Source organism: Olleya sp. AS48 (assembly GCF_038900355.1).
Taxonomy (GTDB): Bacteria; Bacteroidota; Bacteroidia; order Flavobacteriales; family Flavobacteriaceae; genus Olleya.
The window spans coordinates 398,855-413,992 of record NZ_JBBMRD010000002.1 but is presented as its reverse complement, the minus strand read 5'-3'; the positions used below and the strand labels follow the sequence as shown (position 1 = coordinate 413,992).

The following is a 15,138-nucleotide window of genomic DNA, read 5'->3' as shown; positions in this document are numbered from 1 at the left end:
ACTGATAGAGCAGGCTAAACTTTTATTCTTCAAAAAAAATGTTAATTTAGTATAAACCCAACTATTAAACTATGAAGAAATTTTTCGCCAATTTCAAAGGAGATGCATTTGGAGGTATCACAGCAGGTATTGTGGCTTTACCATTAGCATTAGCTTTTGGTGTTTCCTCTGGTTTAGGACCTAGTGCAGGTTTATATGGAGCTATATTTATTAGTTTTTTTGCAGCCTTTTTTGGTGGCACACCAACTCAAATTTCTGGTCCTACTGCGCCAATGACAGCAGTAAGTATGGTTGTAATTGCTAGTATAATTGCAACGCATGATGGTGACGTTACTAAGGCATTACCATATATCTTAACTGTATTTTTATTAGCAGGTTTAGTACAAGTTGGATTAGGCGTTTTAGGTTTTGGTAAATACATTAAATATATACCATATCCAGTTGTATCTGGTTTTATGACTGCAATTGGTGTTATAATATTAGTGACACAAATCCTGCCATCCATTGGTTATTATCCAAAAGAGGATATAGAATACGTCAACAAATTTAAGCCACAAGCTGAAGAGTTAATTTTAGAAAACATTCTTAGAGAAGAAGCAGGAGAAGGGATTTTAGTCTTAGAAGATTTTAAAGAAACTATTAAAAGAGCTGGAGAGTTACAACCGGAAGATATTGCTAAAGAGTCTAAAACACTTGCAAAAACTGAGGCATCAGGCGTTTTAGGGACACTAAAAGTGTTACCAAGAGCCATTCAAAATATAAATTGGTTAGAGCTTGCCTTAGCGTTAGCTACCATATTTATAGTATATGGTTTTAAGCGTATAACAACCAAAATACCAAGTGCTTTAGTGGCATTAGTTGTGGTTTCTGGTGTAGCCTATGGTTTTGGTTTAGGCTATCGTCCCATTGAAGAAATTCCATCAGGATTACCAATACCTAATTTTGAAATAATAACAGGTTTTAGTTTCGCTAGTATTTCGCCTTATATCTTTACAGCAATAACATTAGCATTATTAGGTGCAATTGACTCATTGTTAACAAGTGTTGTAGCAGATAATATGACCAAGACTAAGCACAACCCTAATAAAGAATTAATAGGACAAGGTATAGGTAACAGTATCGCGTCAATTTTTGGTGGTATTCCAGGAGCTGGTGCAACCATTAGAACTGTAGTAAACATTAATGCAGGTGGACGTACTAGACTATCTGGTATGATCGCAGGTGTAATGTTACTATTTATCTTATTAGCATTAGGACCAGTTGCGTCAAAAATTCCAGCAGCAGTATTAGCAGGTATTTTAATTACAGTAGGTATTGGTGTTATGGATTATAAAGGTCTAAAAGCAATTCCTGCATTACCAAAGGACATGAAGATTGGACCATTAAAAGTCAGCTCTGAAGTATTGATAATGCTTGTTGTATTAGTACTGTCTAGCGTATGGGATTTAATTTATGCAGTGGGTATTGGTTTGGTTATCGCATCCTTATTATTCATGAAAAAAATTGGAGACCTTACAGCGCAACGTTCAGACGTGAAACCGTTAAAGGAAGAAGCTTGGTCGGACGAGTCAAATTTCCCTATAGCCTTAAAAGAGGAAGTATTTATAAAACACATCAAAGGACCATTATTTTTTGGTTCAACTTCAGACTTTCAGCAATTAGCAAAACAAATTCCAAGTACAGCAAAAACAGTAGTAATTAGATTGGGTCGTATGCAGTATATGGATCAATCTGGATTATATGCGATGGAAGACGTTTTGGTAGATTTAAAAAAACAAAACATAAATGTGTTGTTTGTTAATCTATTAAAACAACCACGATACATGATGGAACGTATTGGTATTATTCCAGAATTAATACCAACACAACATATTTTTAAAGACTTTAATTCATGTTTACATTGGATTAAAACTAATGTAGAGGATAAATTTTAAGGTAGTCGATAATGGATATCAAAAAAGTATTTGAGAATAATCAAAAGTTTGTACAAGATAAATTAGCCACAGATAAAGACTATTTCGAGAATTTAGGTAAAGGACAAAGTCCAGAATTACTATATATAGGTTGTAGTGATAGTCGTGTAACTGCCGAGGATTTAATGGGTTTAGGTCCAGGAGAAGCTTTTGTACATCGTAATATTGCAAATATGGTATCAGGTAACGACCTAAGTGCCATGTCAGTTGTAGAGTATGCAGTGGTACACTTAAAAGTTAACCACGTTGTAGTTTGTGGTCACTATGCGTGTGGAGGCGTAAAAGCAGCAATGCAATCCGCAGATTTGGGCGTATTAAACTCCTGGTTGCGTAACATACGTGATGTATATCGTATACATAAAGACGAGTTAAACGCAATCCAAGACGACGAAAAAAAATACGACCGTTTAGTAGAGCTAAACGTAAAAGAACAATGTGTTAATCTATTAAAAACAGCTGCAGTACAAAAAGCATACAGAGATCGAGACCTAAAAGTACATGGTTGGGTGTTTGATGTGCATACAGGTAAGCTAATTGACCTAAAAATAGATTTTGATCATTACCTAGAAGACATAATGGAAATTTATCACTTAGATTAAACCTTAAACTTCAGATTCAGTAGTCGGTTCCTCAGGATCAATTATAGGCTCTTGCAATAAAGTATCATCAGACTTAATAATACTAGGAAAAATCATTGGAGCTAATGATTTTACAGGAGCATATAAAATAGAATCTTCAATATCCTCCTCCTGCACAAAAGGGATAGTATTATTCATTTTATCAAAAACAATCAATAAAACACTCAAAATTAAACCAATTTTAAGCGCACCAAAAGCAGCACCTAAAAGTTTGTTTAAAATCCCTAAAGACGCAAAATCAGCTAACTTAGTTAACGCTTTACCAGCTAAGCTAATGACTAAAATTATAATCACAAACGTAATAGCAAACGCAGTAGTATTAATTGTTTTTTCATTCCAAGACGTTTTATCCATTAAAAATTCGGCAACAAAATAGCTAAAATGAATAGCACCATAAACACCAGCAATTAAAGCAACAATGGATGCAAGTTCTACAAAAAGACCCTTAAACAAACCACGTACCAAACCAAATAATAGTAAAGCACCTAAAACAATATCAATTACAGCCATAAAGTTAGATTTTAGACAAATATAAATTAACTTTGCGACTTTAAAATTAATATGGCAAGAGACGAACAGTTAAAAGAGAGATGGCAAGAGGTTGTAACCAAATTATCTAACCAGTTTGCAGATGGAGACACACTAGATTTAGATGCAATAATTTATTTAATAGGCGTACAAGAGTTAGGACAATTAGACCGTAAATTTAAAAAAGATCATAAGTTAGACCTTATGCATATTGCAATCTGTAAACTGCTAACACCTTATGGGTATTATGAATTTGATTTTGTAGACGAAGACGGTTGGCCACACTACATAGCAAAAGAAGAATTACCAAATTTAAAAGCAGGAGAACAAAGCATCTTAATGAAAGAAGCCATAGTAAACTACTTTATAGAGACCGATTATATTAAATAAATTTTGGGCGTTACCCAAGGGTCGCGCTCTCGGCAGTCGCTTTTAATTTGCTTTAAGGCAAATAAAAGAGCTTCAACAAATGCCTCCATCGCTAACGCAAATCACGATAAAATTCATAAATTTGCCAATCATTTAGAAGATCATGATAGACAAGATAAAAGAACTTATAGCAGAAGCAGAAGCCTTTAAGGCACAAACCAAAGAAGAGGTTGAAGCGTTTCGTATAAAGTATTTAGGAAAAAAAGGATTACTTAATGACTATTTTGCCGAATTTAAAAACGTGGCAAACGACCAGAAAAAAGAATTTGGTCAAGTAATTAACACCCTTAAAACTACTGCTCAAAATAAAGTTAATGCTTTAAAAGAAGAGCTAGATAACAATACACAAGACGCAGGTATAAGTGGAGATTTATCAAGACCAGGAGAACCAATAACCATTGGCTCACGTCACCCAATATCTATAGTAAAAAATCAAATTATCGACATCTTTTCAAACATTGGATTTAATGTTAGCGAAGGTCCAGAAATAGAAGACGATTGGCACAACTTTACAGCACTTAACTTGCCAGAATACCATCCAGCAAGAGACATGCAAGACACGTTTTTTGTGCAAACCAATCCAGATATCCTATTACGTACCCATACAAGTTCTGTACAAGTGCGATATATGGAAAACAATAAACCACCAATACGTACAATATCTCCAGGACGTGTATATCGTAACGAAGCAATATCAGCACGTTCACACTGTTTTTTCCATCAAGTAGAAGGGTTGTACATAGATAAAGACGTCAGTTTTGCAGACTTAAAGCAAACCTTACAATACTTTACCACAGAGCTTTTTGGTAAATCTAAAATTAGATTGCGTCCATCATACTTTCCGTTTACAGAGCCAAGTGCAGAAATAGATGTGTATTGGGGACTTGAAACAGAAACAGATTATAAAATCACCAAAGGAACCGGTTGGTTGGAAATAGGTGGTTGTGGTATGGTAGATCCTAATGTGTTAACCAATTGCGGTATAGATGCAGAAGAATATTCTGGATTTGCTTTTGGTGTAGGTATAGACCGTATAGCCATGTTATTACATCAAATAGGAGATATAAGGTTGTTAAGTGAAAACGATGTAAGATTTTTAGAACAATTCAAATCTTCTCTATAACGCTAATAATCAAGCAAATAAAAATTTAAAGCCAACTGTTAATAGTTGGCTTTTTTATTTAACAACACTTTAACTTCGTTTTGTTCGGTTTGTTCCGAACTAGAATGTAAATTTGCACAGATTTTAATAGCAATAGGTATTAATTTCTATAAAATTAAAAGTAGTTAAATAATGAAACAAGATATCTGCAAAGAAAAAATGGGGCTAGTTGAAAAATTAGGTGTGCATTTAGAAACCAGAGAGCAATTAGCTCCTGTTGCTGCTCGTATATTGGCTTATATAATTCTTACTGGTAAAAAAGGCACCACGTTTGAAGATATGGTTACCGTACTGTGTGCTAGTAAAAGTACAATATCAACCCATCTAAATCATTTACAAGATCTAAACAAAATTCAATATTTTACCAAAACAGGTGATCGTAAAAAGTATTTTATAATTAAAAAAGATACTATTATTCAACACATAGATAATATGGTAAAACACTGGAGAGAAGAACGCATAATTCATTTAGAAATCAAAGATTATAAAGAGACTATTAATAAAACTAAAATAGAAAATGATGATGAGAAATTTGATTTACAATTTCATGATGATTACATCAAATTTATAGACGAAGCTAGTGCTTCAATTAAAGATTTAAGAGAAAAAATAACAGACAATCAATTCCATATTTAAACTAAGTAAAAATGAAACATAATAGATTATTAACAATACTATCACTAGGCGTCTTCTTAGTCATTGTAAGTTGTGGTAACAAAGACCAAAATCAACCAGTAGCTGAGGCTCCACCTTCACCTTTTCCAGTAACACAATTACAGACTAAAACGGTAACAGGATTTACAGAATATCCTACAACAATAGAAGGTAAAGTTAATAGTGATGTAAGAGCAAAAACCTCTGGCTATGTTGAGAAAGTATATGTAGACGAAGGACAAAAAGTACGTAAAGGACAAGTCTTATTTAAACTAGAAACACAATCGTTAAGTCAAGATGCAGGTGCAGCAAAAGCACGTGTTAATGTGGCACAAGTTGAGGTTGATAAACTAATTCCTTTAGTAGAAAAAAACATTATTAGTCCAGTACAATTAGAAACTGCAAAAGCTAATTTAGCACAAGCAAAAGCTAATTATAGTGGTGTGTCTGCCAATATTGGTTATGCCACAATTAAAAGTCCAATAGATGGTTTTGTAGGCGCCATTAACTTTAGAGAAGGTGCATTAATTAGTCCTAGTGATGCAACACCATTAACAACTGTTAGTCAAATAGACGAAGTTTATGCTTTTTTTAGTTTTAACGAAGCGCAATATATAGATCATTTACAACGCTCAGAAGGTCAAAATAAAGCAGAGCGCATCAAGAATTCGCCAGACTTAACTTTAGTTTTAGCTAACGGAAAAGAATATTCTGAAAAAGGACGTATTCAAACCAGTACAGGACAGATTAACCAAAGTACAGGTACAATACAAATTAGAGCTGCTTTTGATAATCCAAACGAAATTTTAACTAACGGAAACAGTGGAAAAATTAAATTTCCAATAGAGTATAAAGACGCTATCGTTGTGCCACAAACTGCAACTTTTGAGCAGCAAGGTAATATTATGATTTTTAAATTAGGAGCAGACAATAAAGTAGAAACTTCTATTTTAAAAGTTAAAGGGACAGTAGATAATTTATATGTAGTAGATTCTGGTTTAGAGGCTAACGATAAGATTATTATTTCAGGAGTAGGAAAGTTAAGAAACGGTATGGCAATTGCACCTCAGGACACGTCTTTTGACGAAGCAATTAAACCAGTTCCAACTTTATTTAGAAATTAGATAACCAACAAACATATTTATCATGTTAAAAACATTCATTGAAAGACCAGTGCTTTCAACAGTAATCTCTATTATCATAGTTTTACTAGGAGTTATTAGTATAACTAGCTTACCTATAGAGGAATATCCAGATATTGCACCTCCAACCATTAAAGTAGTTGCAAATTATACAGGAGCAAATGCCGAAACCGTTTTAGAGAGTGTTATAATACCTATCGAAGAGCAAATTAATGGTGTAGAAGGGATGACATACATTACATCTACAGCTTCTAACACAGGTGCAGCCGAAATTACCGTGTATTTTGATCAAGAAATTGATGCAGATATTGCAGCTGTAAACGTACAAAACCGTGTGTCTAGAGCAACACCTTTATTACCACAAGAGGTAATACAAACAGGTATTACCACTCAAAAGCAAGAAACAAGTGCATTAATGTTTATCTCAATGTATTCTGAGAGTGAGGATTACGATGCTACTTTTATTCAGAATTACTTAAAAATAAACGTTATTCCAGCAATGCAACGTATTAGCGGTGTTGGAGATGTTAGTGTATTCTCGCAACAAGATTACGCGATGCGTATTTGGTTAAACCCAGAAAAATTAGCGTCTTATAATTTAATACCTTCAGATATTTCTGCAGCTTTAGCTGAACAAAACTTAGAAGCAGCAGCTGGATCGTTAGGAGAAAATAATGGTGAATCATTTTCATACACTTTAACTTATAGTGGTCGTTTTAAAGACGAAGCACAATACAGTGATATTGTTATTAAAGCCTTAGGAAACGGAGAGTTTTTACGTTTAAAAGATGTGGCAACTATAGAGTTGGATGCACAATCTTACGCATCAAACGCCATGAGTAAAGGTAATCCTGCTGTTTTTATGGGGATTTTCCAAACTAAAGGATCTAATGCACAAGAAATTATTGAAAACATAAAAGTAACCTTAGAGCAAGTAAAAGCAGACCTTCCAGAAGGTTTAGATGTATTTGTTCCTTACGATACTAGTTTATTTTTAAATGCCTCTATAGATAAAGTAATTACTACTTTGTTAGAAGCCTTTTTACTGGTATTCTTGGTGGTATTTATATTCTTACAAGATTTCCGTTCTACATTAATTCCTGCAATTGCAGTACCAGTATCTATTATTGGTACCTTCTTTTTCTTGAATGTATTTGGGTATTCTATTAACTTATTAACGCTATTTGCCTTAGTACTTGCTATTGGTATTGTAGTAGATGATGCCATAGTTGTTGTAGAAGCTGTCCATGCTAAAATGGATGAAGGCGAGCACAACCCGAAAAAAGCAACCATTACTGCTATGAGTGAAATTTCTGGTGCCATTATTTCTATTACATTAGTTATGGCTGCAGTATTTATTCCTGTAACCTTTGTAACTGGACCAACAGGAGTGTTTTATGAGCAATTTGGTGTAACTTTAATTATTGCCATTTTAATTTCGGCAGTAAATGCCTTAACCTTAAGTCCAGCATTATGTGCTTTATTATTAAAAGAACATAAAGAGGACGAAGAGTTAAAAGGAAAAGGTCCATTAAAGCGTTTTTATACATTATTTAATCGTGGATTTAATGCAACCATTGATAAGTATGGAAAATCGCTGCAGTTTTTATACAAAAAGAAATTTATTTCAGTATTACTATTAATCATTGCAGTAGTCGGTATTTATTGGGCTTCAACTACAACTCCAACAGGTTTTGTACCAAATGAAGATAGAGGAATTGTTTTTGCTAATATAGAATTACCACCAGGAGCATCTTTAGATAGAACAGATGCTGTAGCAAGAAAACTTTACGCTCAAATTGAAAACATTGATGGTATTGAAGCTGTAAACTTTATTAAAGGTAGAAGTTTAATAAGTGGTGCAGGTAGTAACTTTGGTTTTGGTATTATAAAACTTAAAAACTGGGATGAACGTGAAGATGCATCACTTTCCGCGGAAGCGATAACAGGAAAATTATTTGGTGTAGCAGCAGGAATACCTGATGCCAATATCATATTTTTCTCTCCTCCAAGTATACGTGGTTTTGGTAACTCAGCTGGTTTTGAAATTAACTTATTAGATAAGTTTGGTGGTGAGTTTACAGATTTAGATAAAGCCAATAAAGATTTTTCTATGGCTTTAATGAGTCATCCAGAAATCAAATATGCAACATCATCTTTTAGTACAAGTTATCCACAATATGAAATGGAAGTTAATGTACCATTAGCTAAAGAAAAGGGTGTGTCTGTAAGTAGTATCTTTTCAACTTTACAAGGGTATATTGGTGGAATTTATGCTTCAGATTTCTCAAGATTCGGAAAACAATTTAGAGTATACATTCAGGCTTTACCAGAAGACAGAGCAGATGAAAACGCTTTAAATAGCATGTATGTACGTACAGATTCTGGCGAGATGACGCCAATTACACAGTTTGTAACCTTAGAGCGTGTGTATGGACCACAATCGGTAACGCGTTTCAACTTATTTAATTCTACCATGATTTCTGGTGCTACAAACGAAGGGTTTAGTACAGGTGATGCTATTAGAGTTATTGAAGAAGAAGTTGCAAAATTACCTAGTAATTATACAGTTGCTTACTCAGGTTTAACACGTGAAGAGGTAAACGCAGGAAACCAAACAACGTTTATATTTATACTAAGTATCTTATTTGTATACTTTTTATTAAGTGCACAATATGAAAGTTACTTATTACCATTTGCGGTCATATTCTCATTACCATTTGGTGTTTTTGGAGCTTATATTACAACTAAGTTTTTAGGATTAGAAAATAACATATATTTCCAAATTGCTTTAATCATGCTTATTGGTCTATTGGCCAAAAATGCCATACTTATTGTCGAGTTTGCTTTGGCCAGACGAAAAAATGGCGAGAGTATTGTAGATGCAGCAATCCATGGAGCCAAATCACGTTTACGTCCAATTTTAATGACTTCGTTTGCTTTTATTTTAGGATTGATGCCATTAGCATTAGCAACAGGTGTTGGATCTGAAGGAAACAACTCGATTGGATCTGGAGCAGCAGGAGGAATGTTAATTGGTACTATTCTAGGAGTATTTGTTATTCCAATCTTATTTATATTATTCCAATGGTTACAAGAAAAAGTTTCGGGTAAACCAGCAGTACAAACTATTGAAGACTAAAACAATGAAATCAATATTAAAACATAGAAATGTTAGTAAAGGCGCATTAATACTAGTTGTTGCATTAACACTACAAAGTTGTTTTGTAGCTCAAGATTATGTGAGACCAGACTTAGATGCTGAAACGCAAGCACTTTACAGAACTGATAATTTACCAACAGATAGCGTATCTATAGCAGATGTATCTTGGAAAAATTTATTTACAGACCAATACCTTCAAAAATATATAGAAGAAGGTCTTCAAAATAATATGGATGTGCGTATTGCTTTGCAGCAAATTTTAGCTGCTGAAGCTTATGCAAAACAAGGTAAAGCTGGTTATTTACCATCAGTAAGTGTTGGCGCAAATGCAACGCATCAAGAGTTGTCAGAAAACAGTCAATTTGGAGCTTTATTTAGTGGAGGAATAGATACTTATGATATTACAGCTAACTTATCTTGGGAAGCAGATATTTGGGGGAAAATTAGAAGTAATAAACGTGCAACACAAGCTGCTTACTTACAAAGTGTCGCAGGACATCAAGCAGTAAAAACGCAATTAATTTCTAGTATTGCTAATACGTACTATAATTTATTGGCATTAGATGCGCAACTAGAAGTGACTAAACAAACTATTTTAACTAGAGAAAGTGGTGTAACAACCATTAAAGCTTTAAAGGACGCTGGACAAGTAACACAAGTTGCGGTAGACCAAAATATAGCACAATATAACAGTGCCAAAGCGTTACAGGTAGATATTGAAGTTGCTATTTTTAAAACTGAAAATACGCTAAGTATTTTATTAGGAAAATCACCTCAAACTTTTGAAAGAAGTAGTTTAGACATTCAAAATATAGATCAAGATATAGTATTAGGTGTTCCTGCAACATTATTAAGTAACAGACCTGATGTTATGGCTGCAGAGTATGGCTTAATAAATTCTTTTGAGTTAAGTAATGTTGCCAAAAGTAACTTATATCCTTCTTTAACATTAACCGCTTCTGGTGGTTTAGAAAGCTTAGATGTAGATAATTTAATTAATGCCAATTCGATTTTTGCAAATATTATAGGCGGAATTACGCAACCTATTTTTAATCAACGAAAGTTAAAAACTCAAAGAGAAGTTGCTTTTGCACAACAAGAACAAGCATTACTTAGATTTAAGCAAACGTTGTTAGTGGCAGGTAGTGAAGTGTCTAATGCGTTATATACTTATAAAGCTGAAACTAAAAAGTTTGAGTTTAGAAAAAATGAAGTGGAAGCTTTACGTACAGCCGAAGCTAATTCTAACGAGTTACTTAAAAATGGTTATGCTAACTACTTAGACTTATTAACAGCTAGAGAAAGCGCTTTAAATGCGGAACTTAATATTATTAACAGCCAATTACAACAATTAGTGTCTATCGTAGATTTATACGAAGCACTTGGTGGTGGATGGAGATAATATTTTAATCTAAATGAAATGATAACCAAAGCTCAATTGCTACAATGTGCTATTACTAAGTTTACTAGATTTGGTAGTAAGCACGTTACTTTAGACGATTTGGCAACTGAGCTTGGTATATCTAAAAAAACAATTTATTCTTTTTTTAAAAACAAAGAAGACTTAGTAACATCAAGTCTAGAAAGTTTATTAAACGAGTATAAAAACGATATAAATGGGATTGTTAATAGCAATGGTAAAGATCCTGTTTTGTGTGTTATTTTAATTTACCGTAGAGGGTTTGAGTATTTAAAATACTTTAAACCCTCTTTTATTTTTGGGTTACAAAAATACTACCCTAAAGCAAGTTTGTTATTTGATAATTTCTCTGAAGAATTAGCACATAAAACCATACAAGATTTATTTATTGAAGCACAATTAAAAGGCGATATAAGACCCGAAATTAATATTGAATTAATAGTGAAAATCTATTTTTTTAGAATTGATAATCTTGTTTTTAAAGAAAATAATTTATTTGAAATTTATACAAAAGACGTGTTGTTTAGGCATTTGGTGTTGTATAATTTAAAAGGGATTGTAAATTATAGTTACACTAATAGATATTTAGAACTTGAATTTTAAGCATAAAAAAGCCTTATAAAAATTAAAAAGCCTTAACGATAATCTGTTAAGGCATTTTGTCAGGGATTCATTAAATTTTAAAGAAATTATTGTAGTAAGCTATAAACAAACTCAGGATAACCACGTTCTCCAGCTTCATTAAAAAGTGCTAAAAACTTAAGTTTATATAAGTTTCCATCTGTGTCTCTAATAATATAAAACACATTGTCTTTTAGTGATGGAGATGAACTTGGTCCACCACTGTTTCTCCAACTACTTCCAATACTTCTTTGATCGTCAGAAAATTGTGTGTTGTCTACATCTGCAAGCGTAAAATTATCATAGGATAACTCAGATTGTATTTCCGTATCTATTACATACGCATTAGTACTTTGTTTAGTGTTTGTAACTACAAAGTCAGAATAAAAGTATGGACCATAACTATCTGTGCCTATAAATACTTCGTCTGTAAACGTAGTAAAGTTTAAATCCCATGCTTCTTTTGCTGGTTCTATTACTATTTCACTAGTAGCATCAAAGCTAAAAAACGTATAGTTATAAGAGGTGTTTTTAGAGATGGTTACTTCTTGGTGAGTCGTATCATCTAAATCTGCATATTGTAAGATATAGTTTGTACCATCTTGCAATACTCTAACTTTTTTCCAACCTCTCTCGTCATCCGTAGTGTCAATACTTCCTGTGGTAGGAGTTTCTGTACCTACAGTATAACCTAAGTTTACTAGGTGTACTGGATTATCTGCATCTGTTGCTGTAATAGCCGAAAATGCAGTACCATTTAATGCACCATTTGGCGCATCAACATATTGCATGCTAGCTTGGTTATAAGTATTGGTTTTAACCAAAGGTTGTAAGTCTAGTACTTCTTGATTTGTAGAGTTTACCGCATCAATATCTGTAGTGGTTAATTGTGCTGCAGCCATTGCTATAGATCCATTTATGACCACTCTAAATTCTGTTCCTGAATAAAATCCTAAATCCCAAGAGTCACGTTGTACGCTTGTGGTTGTATTTGTACTTAAGTCTACATATACTTGGTTTTGCTGATTTGGACCACCAACTGTTGGCGCTACCGCTGCTCCATCAATAACAACTGTTATCGGTTGTGTTGGTGTATTATCGTCGTCGCTACTACAGTTAGTAAATACTAATGCAGTCATGCAAAGTGCTAGAGTAAATAGTTTGTTTTTCATTGTATTTGTTTTTAAAAATTTAAATTATATAATAGTTTTAGGTAATATGATCTTCCGTAACCTAGTAATAGGCTACTATTATTTGTACTGTGTGTTCCTGTTGTATTTGCGCCAATAATAGCAACGCTAGTGACATCCAATAGGTTTCTGCCACCAATTGTAGCTTGTAGTTTGTTATTAAAAAAAGATTTTTTTACTGAGGCATCCATCCAACTATAAGCATCAGTATTATATTTTTTAAAGGTGTTGTTTCCACTATCATCTGTACCTTCTGCAATGTAGTTTTGTTGTTTTCCGTTATATTTTAAAAGGACGGTTAAAGCAGTGTCCCATTTTTTAATTAAATAACTAGCACTTGTATTAAGTTGCAATGCGTATAAAAAGTCATTTTCTGCATTAACTTCATCATTCATTACTCTAGACACGCCTTGTAAAGTTGCACCTAAATTAAAAGTCCAATGCTCATGTTTAATAGTATTTTCTGTGGTTATTCCAAATAGTTTATAGGCATCAATATTGATGTATTGGTATTGAAGTGGAGAAGGATTCACTAAGGCTAGTTCAATCTTGTCTTTAAGTGCTATGTAGCTTAATTTTAAATTGTTAGTTAAGGATGTGGTTTTAAACCAACTTCGTTTTTTAAGATTTAAAAAAGCTGAAAACCCTTCTTCTGGACTTAGATTTTCGTTACCTCTAACATCGTGGTTAGAGTCTACAAAATAGTAGTACAACTCTTCAAAATTTGGAGTTCGGTAAGATGATCCAATGCTTGCTCTTAGTTCGTAACCTTTATTTAATAAATACCTAGTGCTAAACGATCCTAATATTTGAGATTTAAATTTAGAATTGTATTCATATCGCAATCCTGGACGTAAGGATAATTTACTAGATAATTTAAATTCTGAAGAGGAGAATACCGCATAGTTATTCTGTTTTTGCGTTTGATCTTGTTGCGTGATTTCTCCTGAAGCTTGTGTGTCAAACCCTTTTATAAATTTAGCTTCATAACCTAATTGATAATTGTAAAAGTCTTTTTTGGATAGGTTGTTAATAGTTCCTTTGGAGAAAAGTACATTACTGGATTGATAGGTTTGATCAGTTTGATTTGTTTTGTCCTTTGTGATAATAAAATAGTTAAACTGATTTAAATCACGCTTTTGTGTTTGATAAGATAAGGACGCATTATAATTAGCGCCAGACGTTAGTGAGCCACTAATGTTTAAGTTATTTACAAAACGATTTGTAGTAAATATTTTATCTGTTGCAGATGGATTACTGGTTTGTGTTTGCACATTTATATTGGCTCTAACAGCAGCATCATAGAAATTTAAATCTTCATTAAAAAACTCGAATTTGTAAAACAATCTAAATTTATCTGAATTATAATTTAAGCTTGCTTTGGTATTTAATTGGGTTTTTGGTAACCAGTCATACCCTCTTAACCCATCATTGTTATAGTAGTTTTGTCCGTGTCTATTGTTGTAGAATCCTGCAAACTGGTTTCGGTTAAACCCAATTTTTGAAGACCATTTTTCGTTAAAATTATGGCCAATATTTATGCCTTGTATATGTCTGCCTTCATCAAATAAGGCATATTCATTACTAACGGTTTCTTCTTGTATAAAGCTTTGGATTTCCCAGTCATGGTTAACCGTTTTTTTAGTAATTATATTAATAACACCAGAGACTGCATTGGCACCATATTCGACTCCCATTGCACCTTCAACGATCTCTATGCGCTCGATATCGTCTAAATTTATTTGAGTTAAATCAATATTATTACCAACGCCATTATCACTTACTAAAGGTATATTATCAACAAGAATATTAAAGTATTGCGCATCTAATCCAAAAAATGATATGGTTGATCGTCCAGTTTGGGCACTTGGAATAATGTTTAGATTAAGATTAAAATTTAGTAGGTCTGCTAAATTATTAGCAGCTTGTTGGTCTATTTTTTTTCGGTCTATTATAATAACATTATGTACGGATTTTTTAATGGATTGTGGATTATATTGACCTGTAATAACTACTTCTTCAAGCTTTTGGACTAGTGTGGAGTCATTAGCTGTAATTTCTTTGTCTTGAGCAGTTGTAATTCCGATTAAAAAAAAAGTAAAATAAACCGTTAAATATTTTTTATTTAGAATCATTCTTGATTAAATTTGCTGCAAATATAAACGTTATTTTAATTCAGTCTAAATAAGAACAACATTTTTTCAAATAAATAAACAAC

Annotated in this window: 12 protein-coding genes; 9 read left to right on the top strand and 3 right to left on the bottom strand. The window is 33.0% G+C overall.

Annotated elements, in window-relative coordinates; genetic code table 11:
* Positions 1–71: 71 nt before the first annotated feature.
* Positions 72–1,934 (top strand): SulP family inorganic anion transporter, encoded by a 1,863-nt coding sequence (locus WNY60_RS04860; protein ID WP_342861670.1) that lies wholly within the window; start codon positions 72–74, stop codon positions 1,932–1,934.
* A gap of 11 nt (positions 1,935–1,945) precedes the next feature.
* On the top strand, positions 1,946–2,572 hold the full coding sequence (locus WNY60_RS04855; RefSeq protein WP_145006824.1) for a carbonic anhydrase: 627 nt from the start codon (positions 1,946–1,948) through the stop codon (positions 2,570–2,572).
* Positions 2,573–2,575: 3 nt separating this feature from the next.
* Here WNY60_RS04855 and WNY60_RS04850 read toward each other — a convergent pair whose 3' ends face one another.
* The gene (locus WNY60_RS04850; protein ID WP_342861669.1) at positions 2,576–3,121 is read right to left on the bottom strand and encodes a CvpA family protein; all 546 of its coding nucleotides are present in this window, start codon (positions 3,119–3,121) and stop codon (positions 2,576–2,578) included.
* Between the two features lie 51 nt (positions 3,122–3,172).
* On the opposite strand from WNY60_RS04850, the gene WNY60_RS04845 reads away from it, so the two are divergent.
* The 7 genes from WNY60_RS04845 (at position 3,173) to WNY60_RS04815 (ending at position 11,712) form a co-directional block, all read left to right on the top strand.
* Positions 3,173–3,529 (top strand): hypothetical protein, encoded by a 357-nt coding sequence (locus WNY60_RS04845; RefSeq protein ID WP_292943063.1) that lies wholly within the window; start codon positions 3,173–3,175, stop codon positions 3,527–3,529.
* Between the two features lie 142 nt (positions 3,530–3,671).
* Positions 3,672–4,691: a phenylalanine--tRNA ligase subunit alpha gene (gene pheS / locus WNY60_RS04840; RefSeq protein ID WP_342861668.1), complete on the top strand. Its 1,020-nt coding sequence runs from the start codon at positions 3,672–3,674 to the stop codon at positions 4,689–4,691.
* Between the two features lie 171 nt (positions 4,692–4,862).
* On the top strand, positions 4,863–5,366 hold the full coding sequence (locus WNY60_RS04835; RefSeq protein WP_339808106.1) for a transcriptional regulator: 504 nt from the start codon (positions 4,863–4,865) through the stop codon (positions 5,364–5,366).
* 11 nt (positions 5,367–5,377) lie between these two features.
* On the top strand, positions 5,378–6,508 hold the full coding sequence (locus tag WNY60_RS04830) for an efflux RND transporter periplasmic adaptor subunit (protein WP_342861667.1): 1,131 nt from the start codon (positions 5,378–5,380) through the stop codon (positions 6,506–6,508).
* 22 nt (positions 6,509–6,530) lie between these two features.
* Positions 6,531–9,668, top strand: coding sequence for an efflux RND transporter permease subunit (locus tag WNY60_RS04825; RefSeq protein WP_342861666.1), 3,138 nt, complete (start codon positions 6,531–6,533; stop codon positions 9,666–9,668).
* Positions 9,669–9,672: 4 nt separating this feature from the next.
* A complete protein-coding gene (locus tag WNY60_RS04820) occupies positions 9,673–11,091 on the top strand; it encodes an efflux transporter outer membrane subunit (RefSeq protein ID WP_339808103.1) in 1,419 nt (472 codons plus the stop codon).
* An 18-nt stretch (positions 11,092–11,109) separates the two neighbouring features.
* Positions 11,110–11,712 carry a TetR/AcrR family transcriptional regulator gene (locus WNY60_RS04815; protein ID WP_342861665.1) on the top strand — a complete coding sequence of 201 codons (603 nt, stop codon included), beginning with the start codon at positions 11,110–11,112 and terminating at the stop codon, positions 11,710–11,712.
* A gap of 86 nt (positions 11,713–11,798) precedes the next feature.
* On the opposite strand, the gene WNY60_RS04810 is transcribed toward WNY60_RS04815, so the two are convergent.
* Positions 11,799–12,902, bottom strand: a complete 1,104-nt coding sequence (locus WNY60_RS04810; protein ID WP_342861664.1) for an HmuY family protein — start codon at positions 12,900–12,902, stop codon at positions 11,799–11,801.
* A gap of 11 nt (positions 12,903–12,913) precedes the next feature.
* Positions 12,914–15,055: a TonB-dependent receptor gene (locus tag WNY60_RS04805; protein WP_342861663.1), complete on the bottom strand. Its 2,142-nt coding sequence runs from the start codon at positions 15,053–15,055 to the stop codon at positions 12,914–12,916.
* Between the last annotated feature and the right edge of the window lie 83 nt (positions 15,056–15,138).